The sequence below is a fragment of the Xanthomonas sp. DAR 35659 genome (genome assembly GCF_041242975.1).
Classification (GTDB): Bacteria; Pseudomonadota; Gammaproteobacteria; order Xanthomonadales; family Xanthomonadaceae; genus Xanthomonas_A; species Xanthomonas_A medicagonis.
Genome location: NZ_CP162488.1, coordinates 5,022,514 through 5,039,182, shown reverse-complemented (window position 1 = coordinate 5,039,182; position 16,669 = coordinate 5,022,514). Strand labels below are relative to the sequence as shown.

The window sequence follows — 16,669 nt, the reverse complement described above, 5'->3', positions numbered from 1 at the left end:
ATAAACACTGACACCCTGAGGAGGGTTTTATGAGCAACGGTAATGGTGTGACGGCGACGCTGACGCAGGTCGTCGAGAACGTGAAAGAAACCGCCAGCAACGTGGGCGAGGCCGTCGCCGCCACCGCCAGCGAGGCCGTCGCCAGCGTCAAGCAGACCGCCGAGAACGTGCAAAAGCGCGTGCAGGACCAGGTCGCCAAGACCCGCAAGGCGGTCAAGAAGGCCGAAAAGGCCGTCGCCAAGCGCGCCGAGAAGGCCGGCAAGACGGTGAAGAAGACCGTCGCCAACGCGCGCAAGAAGCTGGAAGCGGCCAAGGCCAACGCCCAGGCCGAAGCCGCCGCGCTGAAGAAGGCCGGCAAGAAGACCGCCAAGAAGGCCACCGCGAAGAAGGCGCCGGCGAAGAAGGCCGCCGCCAAGAAGGCGGCGGTGAAGAAGGCTCCGGCCAAGAAGGCGGCGCCGAAGAAGGCCGCCAAGAAGGTCGCCGCGAAGAAGGCCGTTGCCAAGAAGTCGGTGGCCGCCAAGAAGACCGCTGTCAAGAAGATCGTCGGCGCGCGCAAGGCTGTCGCCAAGAAGGCGGTGAAGAAGGTCGCCAAGGCCGCCAAGAAGAGCACCGCCAAGGTCGCCAAGAAGACCGCCGCGGTGAAGAAGACCGCCGTGCGCAAGAGCGCCGGCAAGAAGGCCGCGGCCACCCGCGCCAGGAAGTAAGCCGTCCCGCTGCACCCTCTCTCCCGCCCGCGGGAGAGAGGCCGGGCGAGGGGCGCGCGCCCACCACGACACACATCAGGAACGCACCATGGCCGTCAAGATCGACAAGAAAATCAAGGGCTACGCCGTCGTCACCGCCGAGGACAAGGCGCGCGAGGCCGCACCGCCCGTGCCCGCCACGTCGATCGACCGTGCCACCGCCGAGGCCGAGGCCCCGGCCGACAACATCATCCACATGCACGAGCGCATCGAGCGCCCGGACGTGCTGATCGGCAGCACCTACAAGATCAAATCGCCGTTGGTGGAACACGCCATGTATGTGACCCTCAACGACATCGTGCTCAACGCCGGCACCGAGCACGAACTGCGCCGCCCGTTCGAGATCTTCGTCAACTCCAAGTCCATGGAACATTTCCAGTGGATCGTGGCGCTGACCCGCATCATGTCCGCCGTGTTCCGCAAGGGCGGCGACGTCACCTTCCTGGTCGACGAGATGAAGGCCGTATTCGACCCCAAGGGCGGCTACTTCAAGGCCGGCGGCGTGTACATGCCGTCGCTGGTGGCCGAGCTGGGCAGCATCGTCGAAGAACACATGAAGTCGATCGGCCTGCTGCACGACCCGGAGATGAGCGACCACCAGCGCGCGCTGATCGCCGAGAAGCGCAAGCAGTACGAAGAACGCTCAAAAAAAAACAGTGAAGTAAAGCCGGCTGTTCCTTCTCCTACGGGAGAAGGTGCCCGAAGGGCGGATGAGGGTACGGCTTCCGCCGACTCCACCGCCGACCACGAAGAAGACATCGCCGTCACCGGCGACGGCGCGAGCTTCCCGCCGTCGGCCACGATGTGCCACAAGTGCAACACCAAGGCCCTGGTGATCATGGACGGGTGTGCTACTTGTTTGAATTGTGGGTATTCGAAGTGTGGGTGATTGACTAAGTAAAGCAAGGATGTGGAGTGATTGTGCGGATAGACATAAGCTGCTAGTCGGACAGGCATAAGCTGCTAGTGGGATGTACTGATGCACTACGCTGGAGCGCTGGCCGTCAGAGATTCGTCTTCTGTAGTAGTTTTTCTTAAAATTAAAAGGGGACGCTTCATGAGATTTCCTTTCTGTTTCATGCTGACTCCGGCCCGGTAGTACGCTGGGCTGCGCGGTAGCTCGATACAGAAAATTCATCGGGGGGTAGGGAAGGGCTCCTTACGACCCGAAGCGGACATACAATGCGAGCTCGCGAAGACCCCCGCTGAACTGGCGCTGGTTGCTGCGCGAGCGTCATCTTAGTGCTGGCAGGGGGGCAGACGGGGCCTACATCTTGCTCCGCCGCGGCAGAGCACGTATTCATGTGGTCGGAAGCACTAACGAGCCGCACGGGGAGGCTCAATGAAGATCGTCCAGGTCAGTATCGCGAATTTCCGCGGGATCATGCAGGGCACTGCTCACTTCGATGGGCACAGCGTGCTCGTTGGCGATAACAACGCTGGCAAGTCGACGCTGCTTGAGGCGATTGACCTCGTGTTGGGTCCGGAGCGACTCTCACGCCGCCCGGTTGTGGACGAGCACGACTTCTATGCGGGCCAGTACATTGACGCCGAAGGTCGGCCGATCCTACTGGCAGTCGAGGTTATCGTCGCCGACCTCAACGAGGAGCAGCTCCGGCACTTCCGCGAGCACTTGGAATGGTGGAACACAAACTCGAAGACACTGCTAGCAGGCCCGCCGGTCGAGGGCACAGATGCCGCCGGTGTCGGACCCGCGCTTCGTGTCTTCTTCCGTGGCGCCTACGACGCAGAAGAAGACGACTTCCTGGGCAACACGTTCTTTGCGCTGCCCGCCCCTATCGGCGCCGGCGAATACCAGACGTTCCGTTCCTCAGACAAGCGCAAGTGCGGCTTCCTTTATTTGCGAACGGTTCGCACCGGCTCGCGCGCGCTCAGCCTAGAGCGCGGCTCGCTACTGGACGTGATACTTCGCCTTCAAGAATCGCGCCTCAAGATGTGGGAGGAACTGCTGGCTTCGCTGCGCGTCCTGCCGGTCGCCGACCAACCAGAGCTTGGTGTCACCACTCTGCTGTCCGCTGTACAGGCCTCGATCAAAAAATTCGTCCCATCGGACTGGGCCGAGGACCCGCATATGCGCGTCTCGGATTTAACCCGGGAGACCCTGCGCCGCACTCTGACCGTCTTTATGGGTACGGGCGCGAGGCGACCAGACGGCAGCAGCTACGCGGCGCCGTATCAACACCAGGGCACGGGCACCATCAATACACTTGTGCTAGCGCTGCTCTCCATCATTGCCGAGCTCAAGCAAAACGTCATCTTCGCTATGGAGGAGCCCGAGACGGCACTTCCTCCGCACACTCAGAAGCGCATCGTCAACAGCGTATGCGAGAAGTCGGCGCAGGCCCTATTCACTTCTCACTCTCCATACGTGCTCGAGGAGTTTGATCCAGCTCAGATCAAGGTTCTCAAGCGAGCAGATGGCGTGCTTACCTCGGTTTCCGCCAGCCTGCCGCCAACGATAAAGCCGAAGGCCTACAAGGCTGAGTTTCGAGCGCGCTTCTGCGAGGCGCTTCTGGCTAAGTATGTATTAATCGTCGAGGGGCGTACGGAATTCGATGCGCTGCCAGCGGCTGCGCGCAAGCTCAGCAAGGTCGATCCACAGAATTTCAAGTCGTTCGAGGCGCTCGGCGTAGCGGTCATCGATGCCAAGACGGATACCCAGGTGGCTCCGCTAGGCCACTTCTTCAGGACGCTTGGCAAGACCGTTTTCGCGGCCTTTGACAAGCAGGAAGAAACGCAACTCGCCCTCATCTGCGCCGCTGTCGACTATCCGTACGAATCGCCGATGAAAGGATTTGAGTCATTGGTGCTGCAGGGTAGCAACGAGAACGCGATCAGGCGCTACGCGCTGAGCGTTGTGGCTGACGGCGACTGGCCACAGCACCTAATGGCTGTCACGCCGAATGCCAACGCTGATCTGGCTACGCTCAGACACGCACTGTCGCAATACTTTTCCTGGGGAAAAGGGAGCGGCCAGGCAGCGGACCTGCTGGCGTCCTGCACAAGCTGGCAGGAGATGCCGGAATACATTGCCCGATGCCTGTACGCCATATTTCGAGTCATCGAGCCTCTGCCTCCACCCCTGCCACCCACGCCTCCAGTTGAACCCGTTGCGGCTTAAAGTCCATGGTCTGGAGTCCGCAGAAGTTTGCCTTCCTGGCCTGCCCCGGGCACGCTCTTGCCCTCGCAGGCCCGGGCGCCGGCAAGACACACGTGGCGCTCGTCAAAGCCCGGCAGAAGATCGTCAGTGGGGCGCTGAAGCCGGGCCAGAAGGTGCTATTCCTAAGCTTTGCTAGGGCGACAGTCGCGCGCATCGTCGAGAAGGCGGCGGAGCTCATTAGGCCAGAGGAGCTCAGATACCTCGAAATCAACACCTACCATGGGTTTGCGTGGAGCATCCTGCGCAGTCACGGCTATCTGCTAAACACCGCGAAGGCGATCACCCTCTTGCCGCCTCCGGAGGCGGCAGCCCACTTCGCGGACGTGGACGCCGGCTCCCGCGAGCAGGAGATGCTTCGCCTGTTTGAAGAGGAAGGACGGATGCACTTTGACCTGTTCGCCCGGCTGGCCGCACAGATCTTCCAGCGTAGTGATCGGTTGGCTAACATCTACTGCGACGCCTATCCTCTTGTCATCCTCGACGAGTTTCAGGACACCAACGCCGACGAGTGGGCGCTTATCAGTCAGCTGGGACGACACAGCTGTCTTATCGCGCTTGGCGACCCTGAGCAACGCATCTACGAATTCCGAGGTGCCGATCCCCGCCGCTTGGGTGAATTTGTCGAGACGTTCCAGCCTGGGAACTTTGATTTTTCGGGCGAAAACCATCGAAGCAATGGGACTGACATCACCACATTTGGAAACGATCTATTGGCCGGCCGTAACCGCGGCAAGAACTACACGCACGTGAATATTGTGCGTTACGGCTTTCGCAGAAATCAGAGCCCACACTTCCGAGCGAAGGCGGAGGTTTTGGCCGCTCTCCGGCGCCTGCGCAATGAGCCAAACACGTCGGTGGCCGTACTTGTGCCGTCGAAGGCGTTCATGCTGCAGTTCTCTCACTACCTGTCCTCGGACCTAGATGGCCTCCCTGCACTTCGGCACGATGTGTCGATGGACGCGGAGTCGCCTTCCTTGGCTGCAAATGTAATCGCCGTGTTGCTGGGAGGAGGCCCGCCCGCAGAGCTGGCGTCACGCTTGGTCACCTCGCTGCACACCCATATCCGTGGCCGTGGTGGCAACAAGGCTCCAGCTCAGGCTGAGATGAACCTCGCGGGCGCGATCGGCGCTTACATTTCGACAGGAAAAATCCGCGGAAAAAGCAGGGAGCTCATCATCAAAGAGTGCCAACGGATAGCTGCCGAGCGTGCAGATCTCAGACTCTCAGGAAATCCCGAAGAAGACTGGGCTGCCATGCGAGAGCTGATCGCCACGTCTACCGCACGCCAAGTAGCCCGTGTAGGCGAGGATGCGCGGTTCCTCCGCCTGCTGCACAGGGGCTCCGCGCTTCGCACGGCGCTCAGCGAGATGTGGAGGGCTCGGGGCGACTATGCAGGTGCCGAGGTGGCGCTTGGCGAAGCCCTGCTTCAGGAACATTTCGTCGCCACGCAGAAGGAGTGGCGTGGCCTGCATGTGATGACGATTCACAAAGCCAAGGGGAAGGAGTTTGATGAAGTCGTCATCTATGAGGGCACCTTTTCCGGGCGCATAGTGGCGGCGAACGCCGACGATAAGCGCATCGCGCAGTCACGGTTAGCGCTGCGCGTCGCGGTCACGCGGGCCATTCGTCGCACAACGATCGTGACACCTCAGCGTGATGGCTGCCTTTTCCTCTAGCCTCAGAGCAGCACGATCGAGGAAATAAACAACCGAACATTCCCGAACGAGCTCGGCCGTTCTGAGATGCTGATCCGCGGCAAACGGCTCACTTGGTGAATTTGCAGAGACATCAGTCAATTTTGGACTACGGATTGGACTCAGGCACTGCAACGTGGCGAATCCAATCAATCGGTTATGGATGGCTGCTTCTCGCCGAAAACGGATGTCGGTGCGATGTTGAGTGTCCACAGCCTGGCGCCGGTAGCCAGCTTGTCTTGCGACGCTGTCCAGTTGCCTAGTCGTTTTTACTAAGGACCTCAAACGAGGTGAAGCATTGCCTGTGGGCATCAATCGCCGATCACCGAGAAAGCGATAACGCCCCTCATATTTCTGATACGATTATTAAATATCCTGGGGCGTGATAGGCCCTCTTTGCGAAATCGAAACCACCCTGCAGGCAGATATTCCGCCTCGGCTCCCAGCCGACCGATCCCCCTTTGTCCCGCTCAGAGCTTGGATGCTATGTCTCTCTTTGATGATCTCCTCGGTCGAGGATATTTTCCGATTCAACTTCCGCCAGGTTTCACCACTTCGACCTTCAGTAGCGAGCGTGGCTCATATGAGAACGACTGGCCAGAGAAGCCACCTACAACGATGGCGGAGCGGTTCTCCGTGCCGCGGTCATCTTTTTATCGGCGCAATACCGCCATCCTTAATCCAATAGGTTTTTACCATCTTGCGCAAAAAGTCAGTCTCTATTGCGGCGAGATCAAAGAGCATTACGAGAAGAGCAACACATCGCGGAGCATCCCGAAATCTGGAGGAACGCTTCGTGCGATCAAACTCACCAAGTTCAGTGAGCTACAGGAGGACAAGGTCACTGAATCCTCGGGATTCAGATTTGCTCTCGTTACCGATATCTCCAGCTTCTTTCCATCGATCTATACGCATTCGATTCCATGGGCTCTTCACAGCAAAGTGGTTGCGAAGGCCAACCGAGAGAAGACCGCCGAATTCTTTGGTAACTGGATAGATGCGCGCAGCCAGAACGCGCAAGACGGCCAAACTATTGGTCTACCTATTGGTCCCGATACATCACATATCATTGCCGAGACGATAGGTGTCGCCATCGACATCGAAGTCGCAGCTTCTTTGGGCGCCAAACCTGCTGGATTTCGTTATGTTGACGATTTCTATCTCTTCTTCAATGAACGCGCAGATGCAGAGCGCGCGCTAGCCGCCGTTGTGAAGGCCGCTGGCATCTACGAGCTGCAGATAAACCCGGCCAAGACGCGGATTGTAGAAGTTCAGGATATCGTTGAAGATTCTTGGAAGTTCTCCGTTAAAAAGCTCCGTATTGGCCCAAAGCGGCGTGCGCAGCGTAATGACCTACATCACTACTTTGAGGCACTCTTTTCTCTGGAGAAACGCTTCAAAGATGAGAGCATCGTCAAGTATGGCCTTAAGCAACTTTCTTCAATGATCGTAAAGAAGCCCAACTGGGATGTTCTTGAGGCCTACCTGTATAAGTGCGGTTACGGGTTCCCGAACACAATTCAGATCGTGGCTCACTTTCTTTCCACGTACAAATTCCATGGTTACGAAATAGATCATCAGGCTGCCACAAGATTCTGTAATAACCTTTTAATTTCCTGCGCGGCGTCAAATCACCATGGCGAAGTTGCTTGGCTTCTATGGATAAGCAAGGAGCTCGAAGTGACGCTCGCCGATGCAGCTGTCTTGGAAGTCGCGAAGATGGGGAGTTCGGCATGTACGCTGATCCTACTTGACCTCCATCACAACGGGATCGCGCCGAGGCCGATTCCTGTTGAATACCTACAGCCCCACACGAATGCGCTCGCCCTCAAAGGACAGTATTGGCTCCTCGCCTATGAGGCAGGGCGCCGCAAGTGGCTCGGCAACACGAAGATCAGCTACATAAAGAGTGATCCATACTTTGGGCCGATGTTCCGCGCGGGTGTTGAATTTTATGACCCAGATCACCGGTTGCCGCCCATTTTTAAGCTGAAGGGCGATGCGGGCGAAGTCATCGAGTTTGACTCCGATGACGATATTGCCAGCGATTTCGACTTCGACGACATGGATGAAGAGTACTTCGATACCGACGATGAACACGACGAGGACGACGAGGAAGACGAGGATGACGAGGAAGACGAGGAAGACGAGGAAGACGAGGACGATTAGCCCTCCTCTCAGTCGGAGTTACAGCGTCGCCTAAGCGTTCTTAAGCGAGGTCGCGACGGCAGGCCTTATCTGTCATGTCCGCTCCTGGCCGGAAGCGGCCTCGGGTAGAGGTTTCGGAGGCCGCTGCTCGGCTACTCGTGCCTGCTAAGCCTCTGTCTGTTCTGCCATTTCAAACGTGTCCTCGATCAGGGCAGAAGGGATGCCGGGGTGCGCCTGAGGGCCGTTGAGCTCGCGTCGCAGCGGGCGTAGGGTTCGCCTAAGCACCCTTTACGGATAGACCCAATGCAAGGACGGCCGACCCCGCAGCAGATGCAGCGATACGGCGAGCAGGTGTCTCAGATGAAGCAGGCCATAGACATCCTGCATGACCACGTTGAGGCCACCTGTGGCCTCTTCATGGACAGTTTGCGGGGTTGGGAACAGCTCTCAAAGATGCTTGAGTTGCTCGTAGACAGCCAGGTCAAAAAGGGTATGACCCGTGAGCAGGCCCTAATGTCCCCGCTGATCCACGGGGTAGACCATCCGACCCCCGAGAACGTGCGGCATGTGTCCACTCTGGGCGCTCGCCTCGACGCCTGCGCGCCCGATGGTTTCAACGTCCGCGCTCTGTCATCACTGGGCATTGTGTCGATCTTTGCTCATTGGGAGGATAAAACCCGGGGAGAGATTGGAAAGGCATTGGGCATAGAGTTGAACGCTGTGCGCTCTCCCCTGTTTTCCGACATCCGTCGTATGCGGAACAGCCTTCTGCACGCGGGTGGCCGGGTGGATACCTCCAAGCCCTTCGAGGTCCTGCAGTGGTTCAAGAAAGGCGATGTAGTCGTGTTGAACCCTGACCGCTTCCACGAAATCATGGATCGCTTGAGGGCCTTTCCAGATGGCCTCCACACTCCCGGATTCGATCCCTTCCCGGGCCTCAAGCGGTGACACCCGGAGGTCTTACACTGCAGCGGGATGGTGGGATCAGAGTAAATTTTCGATTGGTGCACAACCTGCATTTCTGTATACAAAGCTCGTTGACGCCGACCATGTCAAAGAGCAAGATTGAATCGCTGCGTTAAATCACGCAGCCGGGCTTGGCAGCCCGATCACTCAGGCGCACCAGCGCCCATCTTCGATGTCCGGCGCTTTTTTGTTGCCCGGCATTCTCGTGGGCAATAGCTCGCATGCTTCATGGCGGGCGGTACGTGGAGGCCGCAAGGCCTGCCGGTCCCTGAGTCCGGTCTGCCAACCCGTGCCGTCGGGGTAACGGGGTCAGGTGCACTTTCAAGTCGATCAGGCTTGATGGTGCTACTGGGCTTCGATATCGGCAGCTTGCGCACGTCAAAGCGTCGTCGCCTGATGCGACGGCTCGCCTTCACTTCACCCAAGGCGCAAGGCGCTCGCCGGGAGCGAGCGGATCGCGGCGATAGTAGTACACGGTGGTGTCGTCGATCGTCAGCGATTCGGCGACGATCACCAGGTCTTCCCCTTCGTCCGCCGGGAGGAAAAACCCTCGCAGCGGTCGGTCCGCTTCGGAGGACAGCAGGCCGCCACCGATACCGTCGAGAGCGCAGGCGTGGAGGATGCCGCGCTCCGGATCGAGATCGAATGCCGTCCTGCCACGGACGAGGACGGGCCGATGAAAGCGCAGTTCCAGGGAGTGGTAGTACAGGGGGTCCCGACTCGCTGCCAGCGTCAGCGTGCTCTCCGCGAAGCCATACCACTGGATCTGCAGCACACCGTGTTGCCGGGCGAGCGCGTTGGTGCGGGCAAGAACGTCGTCGTGCGTCATGGGCTTGCTGGTCTCGGCCGATGAGGAGGGTAGGTGTGGCGACGAGGGAAACATACTCTCCCGACGCAGGCCAGGCCTAGACAACGCAGGCCGAGGCAGTCGCCGATCACCTTGAGTGCCACAGGCCAGGATCGCGCCAATGGGCAAGGGGCTGTGTTGAAGGCGTATAAAGCCGCGGCTGCTTCGATTGTGCGGCTTCAGCGGCGCTTGCGCTTTTGTACCACTCAGCGCAACCGCGCCATTCGGCCGCAGCGACCTCCTGGCCCGACAATGTGCGGCAGAATCCAGACGGAGCGCATCCAACGGTGCGATGATAGCGTCCGAGCCGGCGGGTCCTGCCCGGCCAAAGGAGATCGCCGCCATGGATGCCACTGCCGATGTTTACGCTGCCTGAGCATAAGACCGACATGGACGCGTCCGGTCGCATCACGACACTCGATGCGCTGGTGGCGCTGTACGGCCAGCCGGCCGAGCGCGCCGTGCGCAAGCAGCTCGATCACTTGAACGCCGACTACCAGGCCTTCGTGCGCGCGTCACCGTTCGTGGTGCTGGCCTCGGTGGGCGCCGAAGGCCTGGACTGCTCGCCGCGCGGCGATGCGCCCGGGTTCGTGCAGGTGCTGGATGCGCGCACGCTGGCGTTGCCGGACCGTCCGGGCAACAACCGCGTCGATACCCTGCGCAATCTGGTGCAGGATCCGCGCCTGTCGGTATTGTTCCTGGTGCCGGGCATCGGCGAAACCCTGCGCGTGAACGGTCGCGCGGAGATCCGTGTCGATCCGGACCTGCTGGCGCGGTTCGCGATCGGCGAGCGCTTGCCGCGCAGCGTGATCGTGGTGCACATCGAGGCGGCGTACTTCCACTGCGCCAAGGCGATGGTGCGTTCGCAGCTGTGGGATCCGGCCCGGCACCTGCCGCGGGATCGGCTGCCTAGTCCGGGCACCATGCACGCGCATCTGGCCGACGGTGCCTTCGACGCCGAAGCCTATGACCGGGAACTGCCGCAGCGCACTCGGGATTCGCTGTATTAGCGCACCGGCCATGTGGGTGGGGCGGTGTTACGGCCTGGTACGGATATCGCCGCTACGCAATCGCCTTCTGGCACTACGTTGTGACTACAGAGACGTTAGCGCTGCTGTGATGAACCATTTGCCTGATCGTGCGGAGCATCTAGTCCCCAACTGAGCCGTTTCCGCACCGGCTAGACTCCACTTACCTATCGAGGTACTTCATGCGTGTACTTAAAAGCTTCAAGATGATCAACCTGGTTTCGCTGACGGTCCTCGTGCTTTCGGCATCGCTACTTGCAGCGTTCCTTGCGCCGATACTCGCTCCGCCGGTGGACGATGGATACATCAGTGCTTGTGCTCCCAGTACGGGAATCAAGATACCTGCTTTCATCCACGTCATCAGTATGTCCGTCATCGTTTCGCTATTGCTTGCTTCCGTGGTCATCCGCGTAAAGGCGGCTACCATCGGCAACAAGTTCACGGTTTGGACATCCACGATATCCTCGGTGTTTATGCTAATCAACGCCCTGTTCTACATCGTATGCGTTTGGGCTCCGTTCGATTAAGAGTGCTTCTTGCGAAGGTCGAGCAAAGCTCTGCCATGACCCCGTCGCCACGCGCTGATCAAGCATCGGTGAGAGACGATCGGCGCGGACCATGCCAGCAGCCGAGAACGTCACGGTGGATCGCCTTCTGGCGGTACGTTTTTGTGCACACTTCGGAAGCGCTGGCGCTCGTGTGATGAGTGGCTCCATGAGCGTGCGCATCATCCAGCGCCCAGCTCGAACCGTTGCCGTGGTGGCTGCATTTCGCTTCCCTATCGAGCTATTTCATGAGCGAAGTTAAAAGCTACAGGATGATCAACCTGGTGTCGCTAACGGTTCTTGTGCTTTCGGCGCTGCTGTTTGCAGCATCCTGCATGTCTCTTTTTCCTACGCCGCATGTCGAAGAGCAGCTCACTTGCGCTTCTGATGTCGTCAACGAAACACCTCCTTTCTTATATGTCATCAGTCTGTCCGTCATTACCTCGCTATTGCTTGTTTCCCTGGCCGTTCGCGTAAAGGCCGCCACCCTCGGCAACACATTCACGGTGTGGACATCGACGATGTCCACAGTGTTGATGTTGATCAACACCGTGTTCTGCATCGTTGGAATTTGGATTCGATTCGCTTAGGAGCGCGCCTTGGACAGGCCGTGCAGCGATCCGCGCTGGGCCAGTCGCTACGAATCAGTCCAGGGTCGGTGTGGTCGATCGACGTCCCGCTTTTGGCGAGACGCATCATCCGGGGCGCGGACAGCGCGTCGCTGCTGTGCCGTAGTGCCTGGCTCAGCGCATCCATTGAGGTGAACCATGCCTGCAACCAGAAAAGCCACGGTGATCGGCATCGCTTCGCTGGCGATTCTAGTTCTATCGGCGTTGCTGCTGGCAGTGCTGGGCACGCCGATCTTCTTCCTTCTGCAGGGCCAGGCCCAGATCACTTGCGCCTCCAGCGCAAGCATCACGGTTCCGCCGCTGTACCGGGTGATCTACCTGTCGGTCATGGCCGTGCTGACGCTGGCCGGCTTCCTCGTTCGAAGAAAGGCGTCCACCATGGGAAGCAAGATGTCCGTTGTGGCATCGACGGTTTCGCTGGTGCTGATGCTCGTCAACATCCTGCTGTACGCGGCGATCGACCTGGGCGTGTTCAATCGCTGATGCCCGGTAATGCAACCGGGCCAGCGCCGCTTGGTTGGACGGCCACGCGCATCCCGTGTGCCGAGACGCCGCGCGGTAGGGCGGGATCGGTCTTCTCTCGCGCCGACCGGCATCTACGGTCGATCGGCGCTGCCCGCGCGCATGCCCGCGCCTGCCGTGCCGAAACATCCGCTTCGGTCACGTCAGGCGAAGGGCGTGTTCCCCGTTACTTCGCGGGCGTGATGTCCTTGGGGCCGACGGTGATGGTGGTGCCGGTCGCGTCCGGGATGTAACGCACCTTCGCCCAATACTGCTTGCCGCAGGCATCGACGCGCCATTGTTCGCTCCACGGCTGCTTCGCCGCGGGATGGCCGCCCGGCAATTGGGTTTCCAGCACGTCGATCTCGCAGTCCTTCGGCAGGGCCTGCTGCATGACCAGCGCGTTGCGTACGTAGGGGACGGTGTCCCGCTGCAGGACCGGATTGGACTCCGATTCGCCGGGGAACAGCGGCAGCACGGTGGGCTCGCCGTTGTTAAAGATGGTGATGGCGTTGTAGCGCCGCTTCTGGCCGCAGGCCGTGCCCGGGACGGTATCCACCCAGACGGCTTTGACGATCCGGCCCTGGTCGTCCAGCGTCGGCTCCAGGGCGACGTGCGCGGTGGCCTGGCTCCAATCGGCCTGGATGCGGGGGCACTTGGTGCGCAGCGAGGATTCGTACTGCTGCATCACCGATTCCACGGCGCCGTGGTAGGCCGGAAACTGGCGCATCGCATCGATCGCATTCGACGTCTGGGCCTGGGCGGCGCTGGCGCCCAGCGTCGTACCGAGCAGGAGCAGCGCAAGATGATGGGGGCGAGGAGTGAGCATGGGCATCTTCCTTGAGAAAGCGATGGATGTCCGCCATCGGTGCGGCGAACAGGGCGTACTGGGCTCGGAACAGACGAGGGGCGCCAGGAATGCAAGAACTTTCCAATGGCATGTCACCTGCGTTCGCTTCCTCGGCCCGGCTTCGGGGAGCTTGCTTGGCTGGCGAACCGCTTGCTCCCCGGGGCCAGCGTAGCGAGGTTGGGGCGGGCCTTCAATCGCGCTGCTGGTCGCCCTTTGCTCGCGGGTCCGTCGGCCCCCACCTTGCGAACGCAGAGTCGAGAGACTGCGCGGCAAGCGAGGGAGTCGGGGTGGCTTTGTAGCCAAGGCGCATCGACTACACCGCTTACGTGGGTTCCGAAGGCGCATCAGCCGCCGCGCGCACGTCTGGCGGCACGTTACTGCCCGCTGTGCATTGGTTCTGAGCGCGGGAGTTTGGGAGGTCAATACGCCGCGTTGTGACGAGCACGTGTCGTTGCGGCCGTTTCGTTGCGCCGCCTCAGCCAGGCATCCAGCGCATGACGCCCACCGCCGCGCGCGAGGATGTACAGCGCCAGCATGCCCATCAGTACCGGGAACTCGATGCCGCGGTCCAGCCAGGGCCAGGTCGGGCCCAGCGCAACGCTGATCGCGGTCATCTGCAGCACGATCAGCGAGGCGACCAGCCGGGTGCCCAGGCCCAGCGCCAGCATGAGCGCGCCGCCGTTCTCCAGCAGCATCACCAGGAAGGCCAGTTGCGGCGCGAAGGGAAGGCCGAGCACGTTCTGGATCAGGCCGATCGATCCCGCCATCGGGTCCTGCATCGAGCCATGTGGAATGCGCAGCGCTTTCGGCAGGCCGTGGGTGAACAGGACGATGGCGAAGACGATGCGCAGCAGGGCGTAGAGCGCGGGTTCGAAATGCGCGGCCCATGCGCTCGCTGTGGATCGGGGAGACGCGCTCGGGACGTTCATAAGAACTCCGCCGAGAACGGTCGCAGCAAATTGCCCGGTGCCACGCGACGCAGGCCATCGGCGCGGATGCGGTCGGCCGCCGCGGCGACCATCGCGCAGCCGTCGTCGGATGGATCGACGTGCACGCGGCCGTAGGGCGCCGCGACTACCTCCAACACCGCGCGCGCGACGCTGGCCGGATTGGTATCGATCAGTTCGTAGGCGACGAGGTTCTTCAGTGCGATGTCGGCCAAGCCGCGGGCGGCGCCCGCGTCGCACGCCCGCTGCCGCGCCGTGTCGTCCGGGACGCCGCTGGACGCGCCGGTCACCAGAATCACCTGGTTCATGGGAAGGACTCCTCTATGGGCGGAGCGAACGCCGCGGCTCAGGCGAAGCCGCCGTTCGCGCGCAGCACCTGGGCGTTGACCCAGCCGCCGTGGGGGCCGGCCAGGAATGCGACCACGCCGGCGATGTCCTCGGGCGTACCCAGCCGTTCCAGCGGCGCCAGTTTGGCGCTCTGCTCGATCTGCTCGGCGCTCTTGCCGTGCAGGAACAATTCGGTGCCGACCGGCCCGGGCGCGACGGCGTTGACGGTGATGCCCCTGCCGCGCAGTTCGTTGGCGAGCACGCGCACCAGCCCTTCGACGCCGGCCTTGGCCGCGATGTAGGGGCCATAGCCCGGGAAGGCCTTGGCGATGACGCTGGTGGACAGCGCGATGATGCGGCCGCCGGCGCCGAGCTGCGCGGCCGCCTGGCCCAGCACCAGGAAGGCGCCGCGCAGGTTGGTGGCGATCGCCTTGTCGAAGTCGGCCAGGCTGTCGGCGCCGATCCGCGCCATCGGCATGATGCCGGCACTGTTGACCACCACGTCGATGCGGCCGAAGGCGGCGCGCGCGGCGTCGAACAGCGCGGCGACGGCGTCGGGATCGGCGACGTCGCCCTGCACGGCGATGGCCTGGCCGCCGGCCGCGACGATGGCCGCCACTGTCTCCTGCGCCTTGGCGGCGTTGCCGGCGTAGTTGACGACGACGGCGAAGCCGTCGGCGGCCAGGCGCTGCGCGATGGCGCGGCCGATGCCGCGCGAGGCGCCGGTGACGAGGGCCGTCTTCACTGTGTGGGTGTCCATGGCTGGCTCCTGGGAAGCGGGCGGGTGCCCGTGGAGTCGCAGTGTCCGGGTTCGCGGCAATGGGATAAATCCTGCTAAATTGGTATCTAAATTCAATCAAGGACAACAATCGGCGCCATGGATCGCCTGGATTCGCTGCTGTTGTTCACCCGGATCGTGGAACTGGGCAGTTTCAGCCAGGCGGCGGCCGCGCTGGAGATTCCCCGCGCCACCGCCACCTACGCGATCAAGGCGCTGGAAGCCAGGCTCGCTACCCGCCTGCTCGACCGCACCACCCGCCACGTGCGTCCGACCCTGGATGGGCAAGCGTTCTACGAGCGCTGCGTGCACGTGCTCAGCGAACTGGACGACGCCGAATCCTCGCTGCGGCACATCGCCTCCAATCCGCGCGGGGTGCTGCGCGTGGACATGCACGGGGCGCATGCGACGCGGATCGTGTTGCCGAGGATCGACGCGTTCCGCGCGCGCTATCCGGGCATCGAGCTGGTCGTCAGCAGTGGCGACCGGCTGGTCGATCTGGTGCGCGAGGGCGTGGACTGCGTCATCCGCGCAGGCCCGCCGCGCGATTCCTCGCTGGTGGCGCGGCGGCTGGCGAACATGCCGCAGGTGGTGTGCGCCAGCCCGGACTATCTCGCCCGCTTCGGCACGCCGCGCCATCCGGACCAACTCGCCGCGCATCAGGTGGTGAAGTTCTTCTCCAGCACCGGCACCATCGACGACACCCTGGACCTGCGCATCGGCGGCCAGGTCCGCGCGATCGCGCTCGGCGGCTGGATGGCGGTCAACGACGCCGAGAACTACGTGATCTGCGCGTTGCGCGGCTGCGGCCTGATCCAGTTGCCGCGGTTCCATGTCGAAGCGGAGTTGCGCGACGGGCGTCTGATCGAAGTGCTGGGCGATTGGCCGAGTCCGGACTACCCTTTGTCGGCGATGTACCCGCAGCACCGGCAGTTGTCGCCGCGGGTGCGGGTCTTCATCGATTGGCTGAGCACACTGTACGACGAGGCGTTCGCGCGCCCAGGGGAAACAAGATGAAGCTGCGATGGGGCATCGCCGGCATGCTGCGCGCGGCGGCGCGGTGCGTGGTGGGCGTGGCCGTGACGATGGCGGCGATTGCGCCGGCGGCAGCGAAGGAAAAACGCTGGGATGCCAGGCGTGCCGAGGCCATCGCCAGGCAGCTTGCGCCGGTACGCGAGGCGGTGGTCGAAGACTATCTGCGCGGCGACCCGGATCGGGCCTGGTCGCGCTTGCGCGGTGCGGTGGACGAAACGGATTGGCTGGCCGTGCTGGCGTTGGGGGACCACGCCTGGGCGTTCGATCCGGCGCAGTCCCTGCAATGGCATCGCCGCGCCGCCGCGATGAGCGGCGACGATCCCCATGCGCTGGTGGAACTGGCCCTGGAATACACGCGGCACGAGCAGTGCGCCGAAGCGGTCGCGGCCTGGCAGAAGATCGACAAGGCCGGCTTGCTGCACAGCCACCTGCCCATGGTGGCGGGCTACT

Annotated in this window: 16 protein-coding genes; 11 read left to right on the top strand and 5 right to left on the bottom strand. The window is 61.8% G+C overall.

Going from position 1 to position 16,669, the window contains the following annotated elements; all coding sequences use genetic code 11:
• The first annotated feature begins 29 nt into the window (after positions 1 to 29).
• The 6 genes from AB3X07_RS21455 to AB3X07_RS21430 all read left to right on the top strand — a co-directional run bounded on the left by AB3X07_RS21455 (position 30) and on the right by AB3X07_RS21430 (position 8,714).
• Positions 30 to 704, top strand: coding sequence for a hypothetical protein (locus AB3X07_RS21455; protein WP_369941082.1), 675 nt, complete (start codon positions 30 to 32; stop codon positions 702 to 704).
• Between the two features lie 88 nt (positions 705 to 792).
• On the top strand, positions 793 to 1,632 hold the full coding sequence (locus AB3X07_RS21450; RefSeq protein WP_369941080.1) for an NrdJb: 840 nt from the start codon (positions 793 to 795) through the stop codon (positions 1,630 to 1,632).
• Positions 1,633 to 2,085: 453 nt separating this feature from the next.
• Positions 2,086 to 3,885 carry an ATP-dependent nuclease gene (locus AB3X07_RS21445; protein WP_369941078.1) on the top strand — a complete coding sequence of 600 codons (1,800 nt, stop codon included), beginning with the start codon at positions 2,086 to 2,088 and terminating at the stop codon, positions 3,883 to 3,885.
• A gap of 5 nt (positions 3,886 to 3,890) precedes the next feature.
• Entirely contained in the window at positions 3,891 to 5,600 is a 1,710-nt protein-coding gene (locus AB3X07_RS21440; protein WP_369941077.1) for a UvrD-helicase domain-containing protein, read from the top strand.
• Between the two features lie 504 nt (positions 5,601 to 6,104).
• Positions 6,105 to 7,787 (top strand): RNA-directed DNA polymerase, encoded by a 1,683-nt coding sequence (locus tag AB3X07_RS21435; RefSeq protein WP_369941075.1) that lies wholly within the window; start codon positions 6,105 to 6,107, stop codon positions 7,785 to 7,787.
• A gap of 339 nt (positions 7,788 to 8,126) precedes the next feature.
• Positions 8,127 to 8,714, top strand: a complete 588-nt coding sequence (locus AB3X07_RS21430) for a hypothetical protein (RefSeq protein WP_369941073.1) — start codon at positions 8,127 to 8,129, stop codon at positions 8,712 to 8,714.
• Positions 8,715 to 9,144: 430 nt separating this feature from the next.
• On the opposite strand, the gene AB3X07_RS21425 is transcribed toward AB3X07_RS21430, so the two are convergent.
• A complete protein-coding gene (locus AB3X07_RS21425; RefSeq protein ID WP_369941071.1) occupies positions 9,145 to 9,561 on the bottom strand; it encodes a hypothetical protein in 417 nt (138 codons plus the stop codon).
• A 377-nt stretch (positions 9,562 to 9,938) separates the two neighbouring features.
• Here AB3X07_RS21425 and AB3X07_RS21420 point away from each other — a divergent pair, with 377 nt between their 5' ends.
• The 4 genes from AB3X07_RS21420 to AB3X07_RS21405 all read left to right on the top strand — a co-directional run bounded on the left by AB3X07_RS21420 (position 9,939) and on the right by AB3X07_RS21405 (position 12,264).
• The gene (locus AB3X07_RS21420) at positions 9,939 to 10,589 is read left to right on the top strand and encodes a pyridoxamine 5'-phosphate oxidase family protein (RefSeq protein WP_369941068.1); all 651 of its coding nucleotides are present in this window, start codon (positions 9,939 to 9,941) and stop codon (positions 10,587 to 10,589) included.
• Positions 10,590 to 10,789: 200 nt separating this feature from the next.
• A complete protein-coding gene (locus AB3X07_RS21415) occupies positions 10,790 to 11,134 on the top strand; it encodes a hypothetical protein (protein ID WP_369941066.1) in 345 nt (114 codons plus the stop codon).
• Positions 11,135 to 11,400: 266 nt separating this feature from the next.
• A complete protein-coding gene (locus AB3X07_RS21410; RefSeq protein WP_369941064.1) occupies positions 11,401 to 11,742 on the top strand; it encodes a hypothetical protein in 342 nt (113 codons plus the stop codon).
• A 177-nt stretch (positions 11,743 to 11,919) separates the two neighbouring features.
• Positions 11,920 to 12,264, top strand: coding sequence for a hypothetical protein (locus AB3X07_RS21405; RefSeq protein WP_369941062.1), 345 nt, complete (start codon positions 11,920 to 11,922; stop codon positions 12,262 to 12,264).
• Between the two features lie 205 nt (positions 12,265 to 12,469).
• Here the strand turns inward: AB3X07_RS21405 and AB3X07_RS21400 are convergent, their stop codons facing one another.
• The 4 genes from AB3X07_RS21400 to AB3X07_RS21385 form a co-directional block, all read right to left on the bottom strand.
• Complete coding sequence (locus AB3X07_RS21400) at positions 12,470 to 13,111, bottom strand: hypothetical protein (protein ID WP_369941060.1); 642 nt, start codon at positions 13,109 to 13,111, stop codon at positions 12,470 to 12,472.
• A gap of 440 nt (positions 13,112 to 13,551) precedes the next feature.
• Complete coding sequence (locus AB3X07_RS21395) at positions 13,552 to 14,061, bottom strand: DoxX family protein (RefSeq protein WP_369941058.1); 510 nt, start codon at positions 14,059 to 14,061, stop codon at positions 13,552 to 13,554.
• Positions 14,058 to 14,387, bottom strand: a complete 330-nt coding sequence (locus AB3X07_RS21390) for a hypothetical protein (protein WP_369941056.1) — start codon at positions 14,385 to 14,387, stop codon at positions 14,058 to 14,060. Before AB3X07_RS21390 ends, AB3X07_RS21395 begins: the two co-directional genes overlap by 4 nt.
• 38 nt (positions 14,388 to 14,425) lie before the next feature.
• Positions 14,426 to 15,166: an SDR family oxidoreductase gene (locus AB3X07_RS21385; RefSeq protein WP_369941054.1), complete on the bottom strand. Its 741-nt coding sequence runs from the start codon at positions 15,164 to 15,166 to the stop codon at positions 14,426 to 14,428.
• Positions 15,167 to 15,283: 117 nt separating this feature from the next.
• Between AB3X07_RS21385 and AB3X07_RS21380 the strand changes: the two genes are divergently transcribed.
• Positions 15,284 to 16,201, top strand: coding sequence for a LysR family transcriptional regulator (locus tag AB3X07_RS21380; protein WP_369941052.1), 918 nt, complete (start codon positions 15,284 to 15,286; stop codon positions 16,199 to 16,201).
• The last annotated feature ends 468 nt before the right edge of the window (positions 16,202 to 16,669 follow it).